We start from the raw sequence: 22,949 nt of genomic DNA on the forward strand, positions 1-22,949 counted from the left end.
TCCATTGGAGGTTGATCAGCCGCAGTCTTGCACGGCAGTGCGACAGTTCATGTCGCGTAGTCAGTTGACGCATAGAGGTTTTGCATACTGTTCAATCTGGTGCTGATCTCATCGACCCAGACCTGCGGCCCATGCACGCGGATGTTGTCGTTCAGGCCGAAGATCCACCACAGCGTTTCACGATCCAGCGGCACTTGGGCGCGCAGACGCTTCCAGGTATGCGCGGGAATATCGCTCAAGGTCTGCTCGTGACTCAGCGGGGTCTCGCCGAGCAGGACGGCAATCTGCGGATGAACATCCGCGATCAGCTCTACCTGAATATTGGTTTGGCGATGGCTGAATATTCCGCTCGCGATGTAATCGTCCACATCAAAGGTGGCGTGCAGCACGGACGGCTCATCAAGTACTTGAACGTGCTGAATACGGTGCAGGGCAAACTGGCGCAAATCACCATAGCCATCCACCGAGGCCAGCAAGTAGCTGATGGCATGCCGCGATACCAGACCCGCCGGGTGTAGGCGAAACTGTTTGAGTTCGCCCTTGCTCCGGCTCTGATAGGTCACTTGCAATTGCCTGCGCTCCAGCAAAACGGCAGACACCAGCCCCCAGACTTGGGGATCGATCGCAGCGGGCAGCAAGGTTTTCCCATTAGGAATCGCACGAACCCGTCGCGCCCAATCGGCCAATCCGTTTTGGCCTAGATCGCCAAGGAAATTGCGCGCCCGGCGAAACTGTGGACCGAGTTGGTCTAATACGGTCTGGGGCAGCAGGGTGTTTAAATGGCTCTCCGACAGATACAAGGCCAGTGCGGTGGAGGCATCCATATCCTCCAATCTGAGCGGCGCATCCCGCGTGAAGCTCCAACGAAACGGGATCACGCGCTCGTCGCATTGCAACGAAAAAGGTATCGATAACCGGTTCAAATCACGCTGAACCGAGCGCAGTGTCACGGAAAAACCTCTATCGCGAAGCTTTTCGAGCAGGGTCGGGGTTGCAATACGCTGCGGCTCGGTGGGAATCAGGCGCAATAATGCGAATAGCCGGAGCAGCGTATCCTTCGCTTGAGACATGGTGACTACCTTGTTTGCAATTCGACTGATAGCCAGCAGGCTGACGCCAATTTGGCATCGATGCTACTGACTAAAATGGCGTTTTGCCATCTATTGTATTCAACATGAGACTTTAGTCTTTCGACAACGGCGCGCGGAACTTGAGGTTCAGGCGGGAGAAGACTGGCGCCCTTCCTTGTCGCGCTTCAGTTCGCTGTACTCGCAATACAGTTCATAGCCTTTCTTCAGCACCACACAAAAACCGATGACGGCAAACAGATTTTTCATAATCGTAATCTCCTAGGTCTTTTTGGTCATTTTCCAGGGTAGAGCGACAAGGTGTGTCGCGACTTTGAAGAGTCAATCGTTGAGGCTAAGAAATTGCTCCAAGCGGGTTCTGAGGATTTCATGACGAGTGGCTTCTCGCCCCTCCAGCGAAGGGGTATGACACTCAGGACAAATTATGAACGCTGCTTGGCCGAGCGATGCCAAATCGTTGTGAGGTAGAACTGTTTCTTTCCAAGAACAGTGAGCGCACACAAAGGTGAACGGACGCGGGAAGATTGGCATAGCGGTGTCCTAAACTGTCGAATGGCGCCAGCTTGGGGCACAGGTACGACAATGTGTGTCGCCTCGTTTAGCAGACAAAACTCATCATAATTCGGTCCAATAGAAGTGGATGAGTGTGTTCGCTGCCCTAGCGACCAAATCACGTGCCCATAGGCGTACTAATTCGATTCAACAAAATCTCAACTCTACATAACAGCAATGACACCACTATCAGGAAGGTTCATCCCATGTCGTTGCAGTGTCCTCGTTGTAACTCCCCTAAAGTCGCTTCATTCCATCACGCCATGAAAGTCGGCGCGGCCATCGGCACGTTGGGTGGTGCCGCGCGCGGCGTCAGTACTGCTTTGGCTGGAGGCCAAGCGGGCGCGCTTATTGGCGCTATCGCCGGCCCTGTCGGTATCACACTCGGTTCGGTATCGGGTGCCATCCTCGGTGGGCTGGCCGGCGGTGTCGGTGGCTGTGCTCTCGGCGCCCAGTTGGGTGAGTCGCTCGATCGCTACGTCCTGGCCCACAACCTCTGCCGGCTCTGCGGTCATCGCTTCAACCTGCCGACCTAACCAAGTCAACTTTCCTTCTATTCATTACGTCCGGACAGTGCTGCGCTCTGCGTGGCGCTATATGCCGGTGTGCACCTAAAGGAATCGCAACCATGGCTCATCTCGTCGAAACAATGGCCTACGCTTGCTCTGCCCCGTGGCATGGCCTAGGCAATCAGCTCACGCAGAAACAACCCATCGAAATCTGGCAACGCGAGGCCGGAATGGACTGGCAGATCCAAGAAAGCCCCGTTCACTTCAAAGCCGATACTGTCGGCCATCTCGGAAGCATCCACTCCTTCCCCGAGCAAAAGGTGCTCTACCGTTCGGACACCAAAGCACCGCTGTCAGTGGTTTCCCGGCGCTACCACACCGTGCAGCCTCGGGAAGTGTTGGAGTTTTATCGTGACCTCACCGAGGTCTCCGGTTACGAGCTGGAGACTGCGGGGGTACTCAAAGGCGGGCGCAAGTTTTGGGCACTGGCGCGCACCGGACAAGGCACTGCCCTGAAAGGAAACGATCAGGTCAACGGCTACCTGCTGTTGGCCACATCCTGCGACGGCACCCTGGCCACCACGGCAACACCCACCACCGTGCGTGTGGTATGCAACAACACCCTGACGATAGCCCTGGACGGCTCATCTCGTGCAATCAAGGTGCCGCACAATACCCGCTTCGATCCGAAGGCAGTGAAGAAGCAACTCGGCATAGCCGTCTCCGGTTGGGACGAGTTCATGTATCGCATGCGCCATCTCGCTGAACGCAAGGTTCAGTGGCATGAGGCTCTTGGATATTTCATGTCAGTATTGTGTGAGGTAAATCCGAGCAATCAACTACCGGAGCAACTACCCAACGAACGCGCCCTGCGCAAGGTGCAAGAACTGTATGAAGGCCGTGGTCGCGGCAGCCAGCTGGACTCGGCTCGCGGTACCGCCTGGGGCCTGCTCAACGCCGTAACCGAGTACGTCGACCATGAACGTCGCGCCCGTAGCAACGAGTACCGCATGGACTCGGCCTGGTTCGGCCAAGGGGCGCAGATCAAGCAACGTGCTCTGGACACCGCCCTGCAGCTTGTCGCCTAACCGGTTACTTCCTCCCCCCAAAACGCCCGATCAGCAACGAGGCTGATCGGGCGTTTCTATTTCTGCAAGGTGAACGCTATGAACGCTACTCCGTTGCGCAGCACTAGCAAGGCTCGTCCAGCGCTGCGCCTGATCAGCACGAAGGAACTGCCTCGTGAAGATTGGCTGGCGGTGCGCAAGCAAGGCATCGGCAGCTCGGATGCCGGCGCTGCGGTGGGTCTAAATCCCTACAAATCGCAATTGGAGCTGTGGCTGGAGAAAACCGATCGAGACACCACACTGCCAAAAGCCGACCCACATGATGAAGAAAGTCCGATGTACTGGGGCAACGTGCTGGAGCCAATCGTGGCCTGGCACTACAGCAAGCGTACTAAGAACAAGGTGCGACGGATCAACGCCGTACTGCAGCATCCGAATCCGGATATGTCCTGGATGCTAGCCAACATTGACCGTGAGGTGATCGCCGCGGACGACGTGCAGATCCTCGAATGCAAGACCGCCGGCATAAACGGGGCACGCCTCTGGAAGGAAGGTGTACCCGAGTATGTAGAACTGCAAGTGATGCACCAACTCGCAGTCACCGGCAAGCAGGCGGCAGATGTAGCGGTGCTACTCGGCGGTCAGCACCTGGAGATCCATCGCATCGAGCGAGATGAGCAGATGATCGCCCGCCTGATCGAACTGGAGCGTAAGTTTTGGAACTACGTGGAAACCGATACCCCGCCGCCAGCCGACGGTAGTGCATCGGCCGAGGCGGCTTTGCGCTGCTTGTACCCGGAGGACAACGGTCAGACCGTCGACTTCAGCGGCCATGCAGGATTAGCTGCGGCCTACTTAGAGCTCAAGGCCGTACGCCAGTCGATTGCCGACAAGGAAAAGCGCGAGGCTGAGCTCAAGCAAATGCTGCAGCAGGCCATGGGCGATGCCAGTCGGGCGGAGTTCTCCAGCGGCTACGTCTCCTGGCGCAAGGCCAAGGACAGCATCGGTCTCGATGTCGCTCAACTGCTCCAGAACAAGCCCTACCTGCAGGCCAAGTACCCGCTGCTGAAACCCGGTGCAAGGCGTTTCCTGGTCGGCTGATTTCCACCTCTTTCACTCTTCCCTCCCCTTGGCCAGTCCATGCAGTTCGCGCTGCGTGACTGGTCTTTTTTCATTTCCAGGAGAACCATCATGTTGAAAGGCTTAGCACTGACTCCGCCCGTGCTCGGACGCATCTCCATCGGCAAAGTCGTTGAAAGAAACGGTAAACGCCTGCCGGAGAAAGATGATCAGTTCACCATCACATCCCAGGTACAAAACAGGGATGGCTGGCTGCTACATCCACTCAACGACGAACTGCGCCAGAGTAAGGAAGACAAGCTGCGCAGTATTCCTATACGCCTATTGTTCAACGAACCGGAGCTGAATTTCCGGGCCGATTACACCTTGTTCGACCGGCAGTCCGGGCGACCGTTGTGCGTGGGCAATGGTGAAACCTGTAAGCGCGCTGCCCAGGACGGCATACAGTCTCTGCCCTGCCCTTCGCCCGATGCCTGCCCACTGGCCAAAGATGGTGCCTGCAAGCCTTACGGCCGACTGAATGTGATTATCGGTGATGAGGATTCGTTGGGTAGCTTTGTGTTCCGCACCACCGGATTCAACAGCATCCGCACCCTGGCCGCTCGACTGCATTACTTCCAGGCCATCTCAGGTAATCGACTGGCTTGCCTACCGCTGGAGCTGCGTCTACGCGGTAAATCCACCCGGCAAAGCCATGGCACGCCGATCTTCTATGTCGACCTCACGATACGCGCTGGCATGGATATGAGCGAAGCGCTGCAGAAGGCGAGCGAGCTGGATACACAGCGGCAAACAGCAGGTTTCGATCAGAGGGCTCTAGATGACGCGGCTCGCCGAGGCTTCGGCAACGGCGCCTTCGAGGACAGCGAGGAGGACAGTCACGTCGTGATCGAGGAGTTCTTCGTAAATTCGGAGCCCGCCAGCACCTCTAGCCAGGGTGAATCGCAGCCAGCTCCCAATTCCCTCGCGGGAAAACTAGAAGCCCTCACCTCGCAGGCCCACTGAATCAAACCTGTCGGTACCGAGTACATCGGCCAGGCACAAGATCTTGGAGACCCGCCATGTCGCTACTGCGATTTTTGCTCTGCTTGTTCATATTCGTCGGCGCGCTTGCAGCCGCCGGGGCGCTGGTGCTGAGTATTCTGCTCATGCTGCGCTTCCCACCGCTGTTACTGGCCGTGGTGCTGGCCTGCTGGATCCTGAGTCGCTTGCTCAGACTAATTTCCCCCAGTCGGGGCAATCCCACCTGAAATATTCCAATTAACCGTCAGCGGCCATACACACGGCCGCTTTTACCAGGAGAATGAATCATGCTTCGATACTGCTTGATCTGCGACTCCCAGGCCGTCCTGACTAGGGAAGCAGCCAAAGGCATCGCCCTGTTGCTCGGCCTGGCTGACAGCGCGTTGCGAGAAGTGCAGAAAGCGAATGAGAATACCCAAGCGCCAGGCAGCCATCTGCTCATCAATGGGTTGGCCGCTATCACTCCCGCGTATCCATCGGCGTTGCGGGTAGCCGAGGATGTCGCCAAATATCACTTCGCGGCGTTCAACTGCTTGTGCCTACGCTGTAGTGCTCTGTTCGACGAGACCGGGGAAAAAGAGTCCTCTGAAACAACGCAACCGCCGTGACTGAGCCCATCAGTCGCGATCAAGCCTAGTGACAAGACGCTCCACCATGTCCATGACGAAGTCGCGGTCATGCGCCTCCAGCCTAGACAGCAAGTCATAGAGCCTCCGCGCCTGGTCCTCTGGGCGTGAACTTCCCTCGGTCAGCAGGTCAGCCGTTTCACACCCGAAAATTGCCGCAAGCTCCACCAAACGCTCGATGTTGGGCATAACGATCCCTCGCTCGATACGGGATACGGCCTCGCTTCCAATCCCAAGCTTTTCCGCAACCTGCTCCTGACTCAGCTTGCAACGAGCACGCTGGCGAGCAATTGCTTGGCCAACAAGCTCCGCCAGCTGCTTCGATTCGGTTTTTGACATGCCACCCTCCAATTCAACTTGGATGGTTGGTCATCAACCTATTGACATGAAGGACTTACCAAACCGAGACTCACCCCAAAAGGTTGATATGCGACTTTTTCTCTAAACCACTATCGCTTGCAGCAGAACGTCCGCTACAACAACCAGATCAGTGGGATGTGTCAACGTGGCAAGTGCCGCGTGAGCAACGCAATGGTGGGTGAGTGGAACCAGGACATCCCGTTCCTAATCTCGATGTGGTACCGGATCGGGACCAGCACGGATGACAAACCGGTCGCCTATCGTACCGACGCCTCTCGCCAAGTGTCATACGCGGAAGCAGGTAGTCTGTTGATGAAGCTCTACCTCGATGCAGGTGTCCCGGACAATGAACTGGTCTCGACCTTCGACAAACGTTACATCGGTGGTTGGGTAGCGTGGAATCAGGAGAAGGGCGGAGCTGCATCAGCAGCCGCGAAGACTCCTTCCACTCCCCAATCCGAATGGCCAGAAGTCAAAACCGCCTGGTGCAACCCACGCATGGATGATGACTGTTACATCAACAGTAAAAAAGTACCTATTGCCGAATTGGGCAAATGGTTGCCGGACATCAGCGAATCGAATGCCGACCAGCTAGGAGGTCACTGTGAGACCATCCTCTGCTTCGATAAAGATGATCAGCCGATGGGCTATCTGTTGCAATGAGGACTAGCGCACCGCTGGCCAAGCTAGGCCAGTCACCTTGCTAATCCAAGAAATAGGGGGCATGCCCCCTATTGGCTTCACTTCAGACTTTATTTTTTGGCCTGGTGCATAGCTGACCAGCTATGCACCAGGCCAATGAGAGGGATGTTCTTTTTTTGTCACTCGGGCAGAATCTACGACCCATTTAGCTTGCATTCGAAAACCAATGAAATTGCTCAACACCTACGACGATCGAGATGAAGCCGAAGCTGCAGCCGAAAAGCTCAGCGGGGAGAAACGCCTAGCCAGCGAGCGCGACGCCACCGTGGTCATCTACAACCTTTTCGGCATCCCCAACTGGGGCAACCTCCACCGTCTGGGCATGTACAACCTAAGCGAACTGAAAAACCTGTTGGAGCGCCGCAATTCCTGGCTGCCCAGCGAGCAGACGCGGCACGCTGAAATTCTCGCCACGCTAAAGACCACAGCCAAGAACTACGAAATCGAAATCCCCGAGCACTGGTTTTAAAAGTGGGCGCCGATATAGACGCCCCACCGCATAAATACCTACTCAAACCCGAGCATAGTCAGATCACTTCAGATAACACCTTGGCTTTCGAATAAGCCTTGGATTGAGCTATGACAGGATGACGACGAACTCAAGCATAGTCGCTCGCCAACGCACTTTCGAATAGGCTCTTCGCGCTCGTTGCACTCTTTATTGCTGCCCTGACATCGGGGCGGGTTAAATCCAACACACGTAGCTTACCGCCGGCCTCTGCAATGGACTCGATGCGCCGGTAGGCAATTGCATGGATTTCAGCATACACAGCCAGCCCCTTAAGCTTGGGCAGCGCATCGACCAAATGCAGACCATGTGGGTCAACTAGGTCTACCACCATATTACCGTCTAACTCGACAAAGAAGACAAAATCGGGACGGACGATTTTATATTGCTCATCTTCGACATATGCGATACCCAGCGAGGCCTGTCCTGGCTGCTGCGGATTTCGATACCAAAAGCGGAAGCCGATTCGCTCGGACTCAGTTTCAACAACTGTACGCTCCCAATCGTTGAGTTCGGCCGGGTACTTGCCGCCTTTATCACATAGCAGATGGTGCTTCCAGCTCGGGAAGGCGACCTCCTTATCGTTCTCACGCGCTTTGGTTGGCTCATAGCGAGATTCGGGCTTAGCCAAATCCACGCTCTGCGGCTCGGTGCTCATTTCAATGATTTGCCGGTAGGATTCCTTCCGATCATCACTCAGTGCTTTTATCTGCGGCGCATAAGTCTTTAGCCACACCTTTGCTAGCTTGTCAGCCTCTGTATCAAAGTACGTCTGCACTTCCGTAACCAGCCCCAAACCTGCGACGGTGACGCGTGCCTCGACGATAGCCTCCAAGTATTCTTCCGGATCGTTGTCCAGACTTGCGACCTTCTGCGCTAAATGCTCGACATAGGTGCGGGAAATGTCCGGACTGAAGATACGAGCCGCACGCCGGTAGGCGTCGTCGATCACCGCCATGTCAGCGTCTTCCCAGAACTGATCGAAGTTCTTTTCCTTCCCCTTCAAGTCGGCGATCACCGTCTTACCGTCCACGGTCATCACCGATCCGCGTTTCGCCTCGATTTTTTCTTTCTGGCTTTCCTGGAACGCATCTAGCTCCTTGTGCATATGTGCATGAGCCAATCTCCCTGCGCGCGGAAGGATGTCATCTGAAGCAAGCTCGTGAGCCAATGAGGTCAATCGCCTAGAAGGTTTTGCTCCGCGCTGCGGTCGTGTTTGCGATGGCAGGGCCTCGAATATTTCCCAAACGGCTGCAGACGCATCAGGGTTAGGCGTCACCTCTACGTAGTCGATAAGGATGCGTCCAGAGGGTGGCGCTGTGTCGTCGCCCTGCATGAGGGTATCAACGACCGCTTCAACGGTCTTACGGTTGAACTTTGGCAGCAGACAGTCCACTGCGTTCAACCGATCATTGCCGGGGATGCGACGGGCCAATGGTGAACGCATCATGCGGCCCAGCAACTGGGTGATGTGTGTCCGGTCGCTGGCGGCACGGAAGGACACCATAACCTCAGCGCGTGGGCAGTCCCAGCCGGTACTGATGGCATCTTTGGCAATTAGTACACGCACCCAACTGGATTCTTGGACGCGCTGCGGCTCGATGTAGGGGACGTCGTGGTTGCCGAACCGCTGCGTGGTGTGATCGCCGAAGACGTGCGCCACACTGGCTGCAGGCAACTCAGGGTAGCGCTCAAAGATGGTGTCCAGAGCGCGTCCGATGTCGCTGGGGATAGGTGTGTTGGGAACCTGCAATACCATCAGAGGAACGACGACACGTGCCTCTTCTTGCTGCTTGGCATACTCAGCCCAGGCAACGGTTGATTCTTTCAGTTTGTCGGTCGCACGCCGTACCAGCACTGTATCGAAGTCACCGACTTCATTAGGAATATCCAGCAGGATGGTGTCCTTGATAAGGCCGGACTCCTGAACTTTGGCGGCATCCACCACCACGTTCGGCAGCTTGATGTGTTTGCCCGCAAACTCAATGGCCTTATTGAAACGCTCCACCGTCGCCGAGATCCCCCAGACCACTGAGATGCCTGGGACTCCACCGGCACCATTAATGAGCCGCTGGACTATGGTGCCCTTTTCCTTCGGCGCGGCGCTACCCATGCCCCGATGCGCCTCGTCCAGGACGAGATAAAGCGTCAGGTCAGGATCATCGATGGTGTTCTGTATCGTGTCCCAAATGGTGTAGGCGCGCAGGTCGGGGCGAGTTTCTGGAAGCAGGTCACCCGCCTTGGCCTCTAGTTCCTTTTGGTCATATGCGCGCACCAGTAGGCTGTTCTTGCTCAACTTCTGCGTGTTGAGGAAGTAGATTTTGCCTGCCTCGAACCTTGGACGGTTGAAGTTGTTTTCTACCACAACCAGGTCGGTATGATTGATTCGATCGCTAGCTTCTATCAACCGAAAGCGGGTCTGCTCGTTCAGTGATGGGTCGTCACTAAACCAAATGACCACAGCTCCTGGGTCGGCATCAAAATCAAATTCGTCATCGCCGTGAAAAAGCGCTTCGAATGCGGCGGCGGCCATGACGGTCTTGCCCGCGCCGGTCACAGCGGTCAGCGAGAACGCGCTTTTGCGAGACTTCCGGTGCCAGTCATCTCGCGCGTCCTTCAGATTATCCAACGCATCGCGGACAGCGTCGCGTTGGTAGTCTTTAAGAGTGAACTTCATGCCTTATTCCCCGTTGGCAAAGCTGAAATTGGTCAAATAGGATTCGTACAGACGCACCGGTTCCACTCCGTCAGGCAGTCGCTTGGCTATCGCCTGGAAGCAGCGGTCGTCGTCGGTGACGATGCAAGCGATGCGCAGACCTCTTACTTTGTTGAGCGCGTTGATGAAGGGCGTGGCCTGATCCACCTCGGTAAGCAAACTGTAGCTGTCCGCTACCGCCCAACCCTCCGCAGGCAGCTGGTCGATGCGCTGGCCAATCGCGCCAGCCCGCAGCCACAATAAGGGGGAGATACGTGCGTAGGCGAGGTTGTGGTTGACCGCATTTCTGGTCTCGTAGGTCAGGGTGAAGAATTCGGCGTTTTCCTCGAAACCGTCGGCAATTGAAAATTCATCGGTGAATTTGTATTCACCCTTGATCGGACCACCGTCTGGGGTTTTTCCAGTGATCGCGGCAGCCACACGTGGCTTGGTGATGTAATCGCATATGCCGTACTTTTCCCACTGTGCATCGCCGGGGCGCAGTCCCTGCTCCCGCAGGGTTTTCTGCTCGTCTGCGGCTACCTCGTTGTTGGTGGCAGAGATGCATTGGCGGCGACCGCCATCCTGACGGTTCAGTCGCATGACGGCATGCGCGGTGGTACCGGAGCCGGAGAAGAAATCGAGGATGATGGCTTCTGGCTTATCTCGAACGGTAAGTCGAAGCACATCCTCTACGGCATACAGTGATTTCGGATATGGAAATTTTCTCCCAGGAAGCAATGTCTTCAGCAGGCCGGAACCATGTTCGCTGGCGCTATGACTTACCTTGTCCCACACGGTACGAGGTGCTGATATCCGTCCTCCATCCTCATGGAAGAAGACTTGCAGAACACCCTCTGGAGATTTGCCACGCACCTCCAGTTCTCCCGACTCGATTGCTGAAAGTTGGTTGGATGTAAGGTAGAAGATTGGGAATTGCCCCTCATCGGGTTTTACACGTCCAACTCTGACTGCCCCCATCTTGATCATTTCGCGCAATCGCTCGGGAACGACCGACCATCGTCCATCTTCACCATCGGGACGAGGTGTAGGCCACACAGCAATCAGCCCTTTTCGGGGCGGCACGGAGCTTGCTTCTTGCTCTAATAGCAGAGCGTCGCCGACATCTGCAATCTTGCCGTCCTGGCTGAAGTAAATTGGATAGAACGCGCCGGGGGACTTACTTCGGATGCCGTTTGCGCCCGTTCTCGTCAAGCCACGCCAACGAACTTCTGTGCCGCCACTTCCTTCTTTGATATCACCAACAATTTCCGATGAACCAAATTGTGCGACGAAAATGTATTCGTCCACACGGGAAAATCCATCTCGTGGAACACCTTTGGGGTTGATAACAGAACTCACCATCTGAATCCGCGCCTCAGGAAATACCTGCTCCAACAGCAACCCAAGTCGCAGATATTCCTTTTCGTCGATGGTGGCAATCAGTACAGAATCAGCTGGATTCAACAACTCCTTCGCCAAGAGCAAGCGGCGCTCCATCATCGCCAACCATTTACTGTGACGGTATAGGTCGTCGCCCTCTACATAGTCGTTGTTATATTTCCAATCCTTTGCGCCCGTGTTGTATGGTGGGTCGATGTAGATGACGTCTACCTTGCCGCGGTGTGTGAAGGTAAGCGCCTTCAGCACGTGATAGTTCTCGCCATTGATAACAGTATGGAACGGCTTATCGCCACCGCGCTCCACCTTGCCCGTGCTGATTAAGCCGGGATAGATCGTGTCGCGGAACTCGGCCACAACTACCAGTTCATCCAGTGCCACCGATTGCGTTTCGGCCTCAGCAGCCCCCGGCAGTTCCAAGTCGGCCATCTTCTTAACCTTGTGGATGGCCTTGACCTGCCATAGGCGCTGGTCACCTTTCTTAGTCGCGCCGCGCGGGGGCAGCACGCGCACCTTGTCCCCCTTGCGGATCGGGCGCAATGGTAGTTCTACAGCTTCCGGACTGTGGCGCTCAAAGTTCAGGCCAAATGGCAAGCGCGAGGACAGAACCTTGAATTCACGCTCCAAGTCGGCGCCCATCTGGGCGTTATCGGCCTTCGCTTTGGCGATCAGATCAGTGAGTCGTGACACGGGAGCTCCCTGTGTTTTGCAGTACATACTGCGAGATAATGAAAGGCCGCATGAATGCTCACCTTGTTTGGGATTCTTCTAAAGTCTGGCTGCAATCCATCGGCATGATATAGCCCGGCGCCAGCGCCGCTGTTTCTACTCCATAGAGCAGTAGCGGGTCTTTCAGCCAAAGGTTGTATTCCGCCCCGCGCAGTCGGTGATCCGGCGAGCAGTCGATGCTCCACTTGCGTAGTACATAACCGGCAGTGGCACCACGCAGGCGTAGGCGCAGCACCCCATCGCGCATACCGTAATCCATCGCAGTGATATCCGGATGCGGTTGATCCGGATGCGCTACCAGCTCCACCTCCACAATCCGGGTCCACTGGACGTCTTGTTCGGGTCGCTCATGTTCAGCAACCTGTGAGTCCAGAAGCAATTTGGCTCGCCGGATGCGGGTGATCACAAAGTCCTGAAACGCTCCACGCTTGCGGTCGTAGGCGCGTACATGCCAGCGCAGACCTGTATCGATCAAAGCGAAAGGCACGATTTCCCGCTGGGTTTTGCCGCTGTCCAGGGAGTACTCCACCCGAAGCGGGCAGCGATGATAGATGGCTCGTGTTACTAATCCCAGACTGTCCAGGTCAGGCTGAATCAGGCGACCAGGCGTCACACAGGGAATTCCCGGCGCACTAGTAGCAGGCTCGCCATCTCCGAAACCCTCCGCCAACCAGGCCAATACCCTTTCCGCTGAATATTCAAAGAGCGGCCGAAAACCCTTCGCCGGCGTATAAATCTTGCTGCTTCGGTCGTAGGCCATATTGCTACCGGCCAGCTCACGGTAGGTGGCCAGGTCACGAGTGGCGGCTGCAGTTTGAATGCCAAAGCGCTGTATCAGATCCTGCCGTCCCACCTCGCCCACAAACCGCAGACGCAATTCTAGGTAAGCGAGGCGGTCGCGCTGAGCTTGCGTCAATTGCGCGAGGGAATCGATAGTCACGGCTTGGCCAGCATATAAAGGGGTGTAACGCAGGATAAATGACGATCACAACGCCAGCAAATAGAAATTATAAAAATTGCATATACAGATCATTTTGATCCGCTCCATCATCAGATATCCTCACAAAACCGGAATGCGAGTGCCCTTTGGATGAACATCACAAGGCACGGACAGAGGAGAGGCGGCAAAAAATACGCACCGTGAAGTGCTAGAGGTCAAGAATACCCTTTTTATGGTGGCAAATTAGCATGAGGTGCTGTAATTAGAGGGGACACAACAACTAGTGGGTTTGGTAAGGCTCGCAAACAAGGAGGAAGGCTGGTGACCATTATCCAAGAGATCCACGCGTGGTCGAAGGGGCTCTCAGCCTGGCAACAAGATGCAGTCGCCAGGCTCTATGAGGATCGGACACTTAGCGCAGTCGATCTTGAGGACTTATATGCGCTGGTCAAAGTAGAGGCCGGAATTCCTGACCCAGAAGGTCGTAAACCCAAAAAGCTTCAAGACGCTCAGGTCGCCCCACCTGCCGATCCAGCTCGAATCGTTCAGTTGGTTGGCATCAAGGAGTTGGCACATGTCAACGCATTGGCGCATGGCGGCAGTATCCCAATTGCATTGACAGGCTTGACTGTCATCTATGGTGAGAACGGCGCCGGTAAGTCGGGCTACTCCAGGGTATTCAAGCACGCGTGCCGCGCAAGGGACCGACGCGAACCTATCCTTCCCAATGCGAACCTCGACCCCAAGACTGCCGGCGCAGCTCAAGCTGTATTCGAGACCATGATAGATGGTGTTGCCACAGACTTACCCTGGCGCTATGGAGCGGCTGCTCCCGAGCCGCTATCAGACATTTCCATCTTCGATACCCACTGCGCCCGAGCTTACATCGACAACCATGGCGACTTCGCCTACGCCCCATATGGGCTGGACATACTGGAAGGCCTGGCCAGTGCATGCAACAAACTCAAGGTTCGTGCCACACATGAAAAGACGGCAAACGCTCCGAGTGACGCGGCTTATGTGGCGCTGACGAAGGAACAAACGGCAGTTGCAATGGTGCTTATTGGTATACCGGCCAAGACCAAAGCAGATCAAATTGAAGCACTGGCTCAGGTCACCGAGGCTGAACAGGACCGGCTAACTCTTTTGACAAAGACCTTGTCGGAAGCTGACCCGAAGCAGAAGGCCCAAGCGCTGCGCCAGAAAGCCACACGACTCAATGGATTGAGGGATCGTATCGCAGCCGCGATAGCCTTTGTTGACGACGATAAGATCGCCCAACTTCAAACACTCATTGATAAATCCAAAACGGCAAAATCCGCAGCTGAACTGGCTTCAACCGAATTCAAGCAGACCCCTGGACAACTGATCGGTACCGGCGGAGAGGAGTGGAAGGCTCTCTTCGAAGCGGCCCGAGCATTCGCCCAAACTTGTCACCCTGAGCATGAGTTCCCTGGTCTTCCAGAGGGCGCTGCCTGCCCGCTTTGCCAGAATGTCCTAGGCCCGGAAGGGACCGCGCGTCTTGTCCAATTTGATGCCTTCATCAAACAGAAAGCCGAGCAGACTGCGAAGCAAGCTCGCGAGCTCGCGGCATCTGCCTATAGGGCAATCCAGCAAGCCGCTCTAGATGTGATGTTCCGCGATGCGCTGATTGAGGAACTGACTGAGATTGATCCAATCCTTGCAACAGAATGCACGTCGATGCAGGACAGCCTGCTCCTCCGACAGAAATCCACGTTACGGGCAGCTGCATCTGATCTCCCATGGGCCGAAATTACGAAACTATCGACCAATCCACTGCATGCCTTGACCATCATCATTGAAGGTTTGCAGGAGCAGGCGAAGGCTCTGGAAGCCACAGCTGATGAGGCAGTACGCGCCGCCATGGTTGCCGAGAAACGTGAGTTCGATGCTCGGGTGCGCCTCGGAGAGGTCAAAGACGCTGTTTTGGAGGCTTTAGCCAAGCATGAGATTTGTCGCAAGCTGCAAATCTGCATCGACAGCCTCGATGCCCGTGGTATTTCGAGAAAGTCCACCGAGCTTTCTCGTACAACGGCTAGCCAGGAGTTGGCCGACGCCCTTAATGAAGAACTCAAGCGGCTAAAGGTGCATCAGCTACAGGTCGTAATGAAGCCGGAATCGCCTGGAGGCCGGACGCAATTCAAGCTTGTCTTGCAACTGCCAGGTGGTGGTGCACCTGGGGCAATTCTAAGCGAAGGGGAACAGCGCGCGATTGCCATCGCGTCCTTCCTAGCTGAGATCAAACTTGGCAAGGGACGCGGCGGCATCGTGTTCGATGATCCGGTCTCTTCGCTCGACCACCGGCGCCGGTGGGAGGTGGCTGAGCGTTTGGCAATCGAGTCTCTGACTCGTCAAGTGATCGTCTTCACACACGACATCTACTTCCTTTGCATTCTGGAGCAAAAAATCGAGGAGCTAGCTGGCACACTAACCAAAAACTACATCCGCAGAACAGCCCAAGGCTTTGGTGTCCACTCCCAAGACTTACCCTTCGATGTTTTGGGTACCAAAGGACGCCTGGCTCGACTAAGAGATATGCTGGTGGAGGTTCGCAAAGCACAGAAAGTGGGAAATGATGACGAGCATCGCCACCTTACCGCCGCTTGCTATGGAAAGCTGCGTCTTGCATGGGAGCGGTGTATCGAGGAAGTTCTACTTAATGGTGCTGTTCAGCGGTTTGGCGAGGGGGTTTCAACTCAACGGCTCAAGTCTGTGATCGTGACCGACGACGACTATCGAGAGATTGAAACCGGAATGACTAAAAGCTCAAAATTCGAGCACGATGCCGCTATGGCGGTTGGAAGGCTGCCCATTCCAGAGCCCGATGAACTGGATCAAGATATTGCGAAGCTGGATGCGTGGCGCAAGGCTGTAGATGATCGCCTCAGAACAATCGCAAAAGCTCGAGGGTGATCGCGAGGGGCCTCGGAGCCAGCGTTTGCTGATCAAGCTGGCAAGTTAAGGAAGTCTAGTGGCGCAACGCCAAGAAGCAGGGCGGTCAAGTGCCGCCCTGCCCTTTACAGTATTATGGTTGTGCAGAATCAGGGTGTGTAGTGCGGTCATATCGCATTGGACACCGAAGCTGTCCTTTACGCAGGCACTTACCTCGCAACGGTTTCATACCCAACTGGTGATTTTTGACCAGATAGCGCATCGCATAGTGGACATGCCTCCGGATATCCAGATCGTCTCGTCGTACAACACCGAGAATGCACCGTTCACCGTACTGATCCTTGTCGTGATTGCAACTGTTGAAGCATCCCTGCCCCCTTGTGATACGGTCCCAAAGCTCACCAATCTGTTGGGCTTTGTAGATGTCTCCACGTACCTCGTTGCCATTGAAGAAGTAGGCAGCATGGATGTGGTAGCCACGATCCTCACCCTGCTCAACCGCATAGATGTAACCAGTGAGGTGGTCGAAGATAGGGTTACGCTCATGCTTAGTAAGCATCGAGTCCAAATCATCGAACACTTGTTCGACACGTAATCTGGCTTGAGCTTCAGAACGGTAGTAGAGATCAATCCGGATGATGTTCGTTCGCGAGTAGCGATCAAGCAAAGCATCAACGTAACCGGTGACATTGCCCTCCTGCTGCCTGACCTGATAGCGCCTGTCATCTTTCCGCCGGCGATACCACGGTTCACGAGTCAACTGCCGAATACGATCGACCAAGACGTTCATGCTGCGATGATGGTCCAAGTAAGCTGTACTCTCTTTGTTCAAGCACACAGGACCGGAAGGGTTAGGTTCTAGTCCGATGTCCTGACAAGCCTCCCTGAACGCTTGCAGGTGTTCGCTGTAGCGGTATTCAACTCGGTCATCGAACAGGTCCATCATCTGGCGGATGTGAGTGAAGTACCTGGAGAGCCGGGTCTCCTCTACTCGCTCATAACCTGCACGGGTTTGCCTGAACCGAAAGGCTGGGCTGTCATGCTGCTCAATGGCCTGGACGAGTCGTTCAATCTGAATGGCGATGTCGGACTGGGAAAGGTAGGTGTAGGTGTTGCGCTTGGTCATGGTGACGTACCTGATTGGTGGTTTGCATATCAGGTAGGTGCGCTTTGTACTTTTTAACTGATGACCTATCGCTAGCTTGAGGAGGTGGTGTGTAGCTGAGTTAGACAACCTATTGGATCGTTACTGACTGATAGTTAATAGCTATATAACTAGAAGCACCTCACGCCACGGTGGACGATCCCGATCAGGCTTGGCAATGGGGAGCAACATTGCCAAGCCTGCCTAGAGATTGACCCATTTGGATCCTAGGGGAGTTAGCTGAGAACAAAGGATTCCCCCTAGCGGCATAAGCGCCATGACCAGCTATCAACCGGTCATGGCGCAAATGGTGGTTTCTAGCTGGCCATACTCAGGCGGCCGGGGCGGGCTGCAGCGCTCTCAGCCAAGTCGCGCTCTTCGATTCTTCCCAAAATCCAGTCGTGCACCTCGCTTTCAACCCAACCGACACAACGGTCCCCCAATGAGACCGGCTTCGGGAAGGTGCCCTCCCCGATGTACTTGTAAATAGTCGACCTTGCCAGGCCGGTCGAATCGATGACTTCTTTCAGGCGGATGATCCTCATGAGCAGGCTCCTCTATTGGCTCAGAGGATCTGAAGAGGCGGTTAAAAATGACCTAACCAGCCCAACCCGGCTTGGGATTAGTCTGCAAGCCAAACTGGTAGCGCTCTTCCTCAGTTAGCTGCGTCTCTCCATTGAATGGCTCACAGAAGCCTGACCGCGCATCCCTAATGACCAGGCAACTGGCCACAGGTACCGGCCCCCGTCTCAGCAACAGCGTAGTGATCCGACTACCGTCGTCTCGATCAGGGGAAGGTATCACCTCCATTCGCGAATCCTTAAGGTCGCCCAATACCGTGCCCTCAAGTCGAGACTTGATCTTGGCGGCCCGCGCTACCACAAACCAATGAAAATGGTCGATGACCTCCAACCAATCAATCTCCCCTATCGCCAAGCCTGTCGTGAAATCTCCTTGCGGTCGATTGAAGTCGGCCGAGATCATATTCTTCAGCGGCGCGAACTCCCACGAGCGTTCTGGCAAACGCAGCTCATTCCAATGGTGGCTCAGCAGGTGCGACACATATCGAGCCAACTTTAGATAGAGCACTTCAAAAACAGGCTCCCTAAGCGCCTGGAAGAAACGCAGTGCAACAGCCGGAGCTGCGGCAGAGACAGTCTCCCGACGACCGACTCCATACTCGTGAAGCACGATGGACGCACAGCAGTCTTCCTCTAGCCTCAGCTGCGGGTGGTTCAAATTGAGAAAATAAGTTGTGCTGACCTTGACCTCCGCAAAAATCGAACTGGTCACCCCCGCAACCGAACTACGAATGAACCCCAGCTGAACCAGTCGTCGCAGCCTGGGTTTCAGCTTGACCTCATCCAGGCCGGTGAGCTGCTTGAGCATGGGCATCCCAACCCTGCGAACAACTCCGAGGTCATCCGCATGACACATCAACACAGCCAGAAGCAATCGATTACTGACGCTGAGTCGGTTCGATTTTTTCCTGGCAGGTAGCTGCTTGTAACCAACTGCCTGCTCCGGCTCTCCTACAGCAACCTCCACAATGCTGTCCGACTCCTGGATATCTGGGCAGGACAGCAAGTGCCTGATGAGAGGCCCATGAGTTAGCGAGGCGATGGACTCTGGCCTGCTTCGCTCAACCTCTTGAAGCGCAGGTGCAATTTCATAGCTACGTGTGGGCCGCCCCCGCCCAACTGACACCTCTTTGACCACTAGGAACGCTTCGTCCCTCGCCAACTCAGGCACTACCTCTGTCACCAGCCGCGACGAGATCATCAGACGCCTCGCCAATTCCTTCACCGTAAGCAAAACAGCGCCTTCCCCACCAAAGCGCATCGCGAAAGCCGCCAGGAAAAACCTCGCATTCGGCCCAAGACCTGACACCGGCTTTAGCAACAAATCAACAAACACAGCGTCAATCTCATTTAAATTTATATCGATAAATATACCCTGTTTTTATAAAAAAAGATTTTTAACGTGACTGCATAACGGTATTCGTACTTAATTGAATAAACCCACGTTAAAAGGCTATGATTGAGCGAACCTCACAATCCTCAGAAGGCTAACAATGGGGCGTAAACGGAAACCGGGCTTAGAGTGGCTTGACCCAGAGAATGGGACCCAGCGGCAATGGGCCCTGGATTACTTATGGGCGAAGGGCTTCAAGGTTTTCGATAAAGAGAATCGCGCCGGCTCCCCGATGCATTTTGCGAGACATGGAGAAATGCTGGAGCTCGGTGCAAAGATTGAGCGTCGGAACGATGGACGCGAAATATTCCAAGACATGAAAGCTGCCTGGCGGCAAAAGGACCGGCGGGATTCCGCGAAAGGCAAGAAGGTGTGCGCCTTCACTCTGAACACGTCAGCCAAAACAAACTTGAGTGAAATGGCCGAGGACCAGGGAAGGAGCGCCACAGCATTGCTAGAAAGCCTTATCACAAAGGCCTACAAAGCCCATATCCGCAAGCGACAAACGCAACAATCGAAGCAAGTCCCGCGAGCAGCTCGTAATTACTCATTCCAGGGACCGAACAATACTGGTGAAAGGGATAACGGAGAGTTCCCAAACTCAGCCCGCCACCCTGAGACAACTGTGGAAGACGACGTAAACACTGTGCACGAAGTGACCGAAGTGTACTCAGGTGCACCGAGGCCGTTACCGATTGCGGAAGCCTCCCAGGAACAGCAACGAACAAATACTCCTCTCCCCGAATCACTCCATGGCAGCCAAGTGCCGGCCACAACCACAATTGCGGACGAGCTCCAACCTGAGCAATCAGCTGCGGTGAATTTAAGCCCGCAGACGAATGACAACGTACCTACCTGCGCTCAAGTCGACGCCCAACTGACCACGATGAAAATGGGGGCTCAAAAGAAAAGGCGGTTCACTATGCCCAGCGATCTTTTGCCGAAACCGTGGGAAGCAGATCAAAGCGATTGACGCGCTCGGTTTGACTCAGCGCATAGATCTTAGTATTCCAAAAAGTATTCCAACGAAAAAACAAACCGATATTAATCATTTAAAATCAATCACATACATAATCAATTCAGATTACCCCGGCCCACCACTTCAGCAAAGAAAGACGTCCAAGGACGTCTTTCTTTGTGCCTGGCATTCCAGCAACCGCAATGTTAGTGTCAACCCATGACTACCTATTGCCTCACCCCGACAACCACCACCACGACCGCTTCAAGCGGAGCGTGCGAGGTGTCGTGAGCCAATAACCAACGAACACTTCAAAGGCCCGCCAGCGATGGACAGGGCCTTTTTTATGCCCTTGTGTCGCTGGTTCATACGCAAGGAGATGCACCTATGTACGCCCTGTTGATACTCGATATCCAAGTCGGACTCATCCACAGCCCGGAGAAACCCTGGCGCTGCGACGCGCTGTTGAAAACGCTCAATACCCTGATGGACAAGGCCCGCAGCGCAGGTGCGCCGATTTTTCTCGCTCGCCACATCGGCCCCGCTGGCTCGCCAATCGAGTCGGGCAGCCCGCTTACGCTGGTTGCACCGGAACTGAAGTTGCTGGGTGGGGAAGTGGTGTTCGAAAAGCGTCGGCCTAACGCTTTTGCAATGACTGACCTAGCGGACAATCTGCGCTCCAGCGGCGCCACCGGCGTGGTAGTCACTGGGATGAAAACGCAGTACTGCGTCGACAGCACCTGCCGTGCCGCGCGTGATCTTGGCTTCGATGCAGTACTTATCGCCGACGGTCATACCTGTTCTGACACGCCCTTGATGAAAGCCGAGGCCATCGTGGCTCATCACAATGCCACGCTCAACGGGCCATTCTGCCAGTTGGTTCAGGCTGTGGACTGGAGCTTTTAACAGAGCCTGACGACGGGGGCGGTCAACAGGGCTGGGCTTCGGAATTTTCCTGCAAGACGCCGCGCTATTGATGAACTAGCGCACCCCAACCAACAAGCCTAGCCTTCCCCTGTCGCTGCAAAATCAGCGACCGGGTTTAGCAGCTCGGTTAATATCAAGGCTTGCAAAGCCACCATCCGTTCGAGTGATGCTTTCTGCATCCGCTGGTTCGTGTCATGGCGGCTGTGCGTGGGGCACTTTCGGGTGCGCCGGGTTCCTTGATTCCTGGTCTGCTAACCCGCGTACGGTCGCCACCCTTTTCGTTTAGCAGCGATGTCTGGCGACTCCATCAATCAAGGAGTTTCAGCCATGAAAAAAATCACCCCCAATCCCCCAACCACCCTCTTCACCCTCGCCGAAAACATCCACCCCGAAACCCTGCTAATCCAAGCCAGCGAAACCCTCGCCTCCCTCAACGCGATGACCACCGACCTGGCTTTCGAGCTTGAAGGCGCGCACCGCCACAAGTTGCTGGCCGCTCAGCAATTGATCGTTCTAGGCGAGTTACTCGTAGAACGAGTCCTGAACACCCAGCCATTCACTACCCAAACGCCACAGCCCTAAAACACGAAAACGGGCGAGCTGCCTCACCGCATCTCGCCCGCTGGCATCCCTTCACACTTCCCATTACCCTGACGGCCTTTATCAGACAACCGGAAGTCAGATACCCGTGTTCAAGCCCTTCGCCGTCATCGCCCTCGCCTTCATCCCTTCATTCGCCACCGCTGCCGAGCTGGCCGGGGTTTGGCAAGGCACTTTGGGCAAGTCCGCTATCACCGTGTGTTTCAACGGCGCCGACGGGGAGCATGGCAGTTATTACTACCAGCGCATCCGTACCCCTATCCAACTGACCCAGGCCAACGACAACGCCCCCTGGGTGGAGGAAGGAAACACCGGTTTCTGGGCTCTGCAAAAACCTCAGGGCGATACCCTTTCTGGTGCTTGGAGCAAAACCGATGGCGGTGCGCCGCTGCCACTGGCCCTGCGCCGCATTGGCACGGACGGCTGCGGCAGCGATGCCTATAACGCGCCCATGGAAGCCGCGCCGCTGCCGATCAAGACCGAGAAGAAGGCTTTCAAAAACCACGCCTACCAGCTCAAGACCCAAGGCCCCCGCGTCACGCTCAAGCTGGAGGGAGACAGCCCGGCGGTGCAGAAGATCAACCAGCAGCTCGCTGCCCTGGCCGTCAATGACGAAGATCTAACCGACTATTTTTATGAACGGCGTGAATACCTGGGTCGAAACGGCTCGGTCTATACCAGTGAAATCGAGGTGGAGCCCGCCTATTGGTCATCGCAATTTCTCACCGTGCGGTTCTACCGCTGGGCCGCAGGCCAAGGCGCCATGGGCATCAGTTGGGGGCTGCACTCCTGGAACCTGCAAACCGGTGACAGTGTGGACCCATGGGCCTGGCTCGGCGGTCATCAGCAGTGGTATGACGCCTATTCCGGCCACTTGAAGCTGCCGGCCGCTTTCAGCACTTGGCTGGCCAAGCAAACCACTACCGACGAGGGCTGCCCCGCGATTACCGATTACTCCAATTTTCACCTCAGCTTCAACACCCAGGGCCTGCAACTCTCGACACCGGCCAATGGCGACGGTTGCGACAACGACTTGGCCTTCACCTGGGAGCAATTGGAGCCGGTGCTGACCGAACAAGGCAAAGCGGCAGTGCCCAGCTTGAAACTGCCTTGACGCGCCAGAGAAAAACCCCACGGCCGTTCACCAAAGGTT

The 22,949-nt window shown here is 55.4% G+C and carries 21 protein-coding genes; 13 read left to right on the forward strand and 8 right to left on the reverse strand.

Annotated features, from left to right (window positions below; genetic code table 11):
• Positions 1–47 precede the first annotated feature (47 nt).
• Positions 48–1,070 (reverse strand): helix-turn-helix transcriptional regulator, encoded by a 1,023-nt coding sequence (locus BUE92_RS10475; protein WP_073523540.1) that lies wholly within the window; start codon positions 1,068–1,070, stop codon positions 48–50.
• Between the two features lie 776 nt (positions 1,071–1,846).
• Here BUE92_RS10475 and BUE92_RS28880 point away from each other — a divergent pair.
• The 6 genes from BUE92_RS28880 (at position 1,847) to BUE92_RS10510 (ending at position 5,927) form a co-directional block, all read left to right on the forward strand.
• Positions 1,847–2,176, forward strand: coding sequence for a hypothetical protein (locus BUE92_RS28880; RefSeq protein ID WP_073523544.1), 330 nt, complete (start codon positions 1,847–1,849; stop codon positions 2,174–2,176).
• A gap of 92 nt (positions 2,177–2,268) precedes the next feature.
• Positions 2,269–3,237, forward strand: coding sequence for a DUF932 domain-containing protein (locus BUE92_RS10490; RefSeq protein WP_073523546.1), 969 nt, complete (start codon positions 2,269–2,271; stop codon positions 3,235–3,237).
• Positions 3,238–3,315: 78 nt separating this feature from the next.
• Positions 3,316–4,317 (forward strand): YqaJ viral recombinase family nuclease, encoded by a 1,002-nt coding sequence (locus tag BUE92_RS10495; protein ID WP_073523548.1) that lies wholly within the window; start codon positions 3,316–3,318, stop codon positions 4,315–4,317.
• 90 nt (positions 4,318–4,407) lie between these two features.
• Positions 4,408–5,301: a recombination directionality factor gene (locus BUE92_RS10500; protein WP_073523550.1), complete on the forward strand. Its 894-nt coding sequence runs from the start codon at positions 4,408–4,410 to the stop codon at positions 5,299–5,301.
• Between the two features lie 56 nt (positions 5,302–5,357).
• Positions 5,358–5,546, forward strand: a complete 189-nt coding sequence (locus tag BUE92_RS10505) for a hypothetical protein (protein ID WP_073523552.1) — start codon at positions 5,358–5,360, stop codon at positions 5,544–5,546.
• Positions 5,547–5,606: 60 nt separating this feature from the next.
• The gene (locus BUE92_RS10510) at positions 5,607–5,927 is read left to right on the forward strand and encodes a hypothetical protein (RefSeq protein WP_073523554.1); all 321 of its coding nucleotides are present in this window, start codon (positions 5,607–5,609) and stop codon (positions 5,925–5,927) included.
• Positions 5,928–5,936: 9 nt separating this feature from the next.
• On the opposite strand, the gene BUE92_RS10515 is transcribed toward BUE92_RS10510, so the two are convergent.
• Positions 5,937–6,284 carry a helix-turn-helix domain-containing protein gene (locus BUE92_RS10515; protein ID WP_073523556.1) on the reverse strand — a complete coding sequence of 116 codons (348 nt, stop codon included), beginning with the start codon at positions 6,282–6,284 and terminating at the stop codon, positions 5,937–5,939.
• 180 nt (positions 6,285–6,464) lie between these two features.
• Here BUE92_RS10515 and BUE92_RS10520 point away from each other — a divergent pair, with 180 nt between their 5' ends.
• The gene (locus tag BUE92_RS10520) at positions 6,465–6,968 is read left to right on the forward strand and encodes a hypothetical protein (RefSeq protein ID WP_256673955.1); all 504 of its coding nucleotides are present in this window, start codon (positions 6,465–6,467) and stop codon (positions 6,966–6,968) included.
• Between the two features lie 205 nt (positions 6,969–7,173).
• Entirely contained in the window at positions 7,174–7,476 is a 303-nt protein-coding gene (locus BUE92_RS10525; protein WP_073523559.1) for a hypothetical protein, read from the forward strand.
• Between the two features lie 130 nt (positions 7,477–7,606).
• On the opposite strand, the gene BUE92_RS10530 is transcribed toward BUE92_RS10525, so the two are convergent.
• Genes BUE92_RS10530 through BUE92_RS10540 form a run of 3 tightly spaced genes read right to left on the reverse strand, consistent with a single transcriptional unit; the run spans position 7,607 to position 13,280 of the window.
• On the reverse strand, positions 7,607–10,192 hold the full coding sequence (locus BUE92_RS10530) for a DEAD/DEAH box helicase (RefSeq protein ID WP_073523560.1): 2,586 nt from the start codon (positions 10,190–10,192) through the stop codon (positions 7,607–7,609).
• A 3-nt stretch (positions 10,193–10,195) separates the two neighbouring features.
• The gene (locus BUE92_RS10535) at positions 10,196–12,301 is read right to left on the reverse strand and encodes a site-specific DNA-methyltransferase (protein ID WP_073523802.1); all 2,106 of its coding nucleotides are present in this window, start codon (positions 12,299–12,301) and stop codon (positions 10,196–10,198) included.
• Between the two features lie 58 nt (positions 12,302–12,359).
• On the reverse strand, positions 12,360–13,280 hold the full coding sequence (locus tag BUE92_RS10540) for a WYL domain-containing protein (protein WP_073523561.1): 921 nt from the start codon (positions 13,278–13,280) through the stop codon (positions 12,360–12,362).
• Positions 13,281–13,601: 321 nt separating this feature from the next.
• On the opposite strand from BUE92_RS10540, the gene BUE92_RS10545 reads away from it, so the two are divergent.
• The gene (locus BUE92_RS10545; protein WP_073523562.1) at positions 13,602–16,214 is read left to right on the forward strand and encodes an AAA family ATPase; all 2,613 of its coding nucleotides are present in this window, start codon (positions 13,602–13,604) and stop codon (positions 16,212–16,214) included.
• Between the two features lie 112 nt (positions 16,215–16,326).
• Here the strand turns inward: BUE92_RS10545 and BUE92_RS10550 are convergent, their stop codons facing one another.
• From BUE92_RS10550 to BUE92_RS10560, 3 genes are all read right to left on the reverse strand, one after another.
• Complete coding sequence (locus tag BUE92_RS10550; RefSeq protein WP_073523563.1) at positions 16,327–17,319, reverse strand: YagK/YfjJ domain-containing protein; 993 nt, start codon at positions 17,317–17,319, stop codon at positions 16,327–16,329.
• 335 nt (positions 17,320–17,654) lie between these two features.
• Entirely contained in the window at positions 17,655–17,882 is a 228-nt protein-coding gene (locus tag BUE92_RS10555; RefSeq protein ID WP_025857074.1) for a helix-turn-helix transcriptional regulator, read from the reverse strand.
• A gap of 52 nt (positions 17,883–17,934) precedes the next feature.
• On the reverse strand, positions 17,935–19,254 hold the full coding sequence (locus BUE92_RS10560) for a hypothetical protein (protein WP_073523564.1): 1,320 nt from the start codon (positions 19,252–19,254) through the stop codon (positions 17,935–17,937).
• 157 nt (positions 19,255–19,411) lie between these two features.
• Between BUE92_RS10560 and BUE92_RS10565 the strand changes: the two genes are divergently transcribed.
• The 4 genes from BUE92_RS10565 (at position 19,412) to BUE92_RS10580 (ending at position 22,910) form a co-directional block, all read left to right on the forward strand.
• Entirely contained in the window at positions 19,412–20,284 is an 873-nt protein-coding gene (locus tag BUE92_RS10565) for a hypothetical protein (RefSeq protein WP_073523566.1), read from the forward strand.
• Positions 20,285–20,656: 372 nt separating this feature from the next.
• Positions 20,657–21,175: a cysteine hydrolase family protein gene (locus tag BUE92_RS10570; RefSeq protein ID WP_073523568.1), complete on the forward strand. Its 519-nt coding sequence runs from the start codon at positions 20,657–20,659 to the stop codon at positions 21,173–21,175.
• A 348-nt stretch (positions 21,176–21,523) separates the two neighbouring features.
• Complete coding sequence (locus BUE92_RS10575) at positions 21,524–21,778, forward strand: DUF6124 family protein (RefSeq protein ID WP_014719993.1); 255 nt, start codon at positions 21,524–21,526, stop codon at positions 21,776–21,778.
• A gap of 106 nt (positions 21,779–21,884) precedes the next feature.
• A complete protein-coding gene (locus BUE92_RS10580) occupies positions 21,885–22,910 on the forward strand; it encodes a hypothetical protein (protein ID WP_073523570.1) in 1,026 nt (341 codons plus the stop codon).
• Positions 22,911–22,949 lie beyond the last annotated feature (39 nt).

The sequence above is a fragment of the Pseudomonas fluorescens genome (assembly GCF_001902145.1).
Lineage (GTDB): Bacteria > Pseudomonadota > Gammaproteobacteria > Pseudomonadales > Pseudomonadaceae > Aquipseudomonas > Aquipseudomonas fluorescens_BV.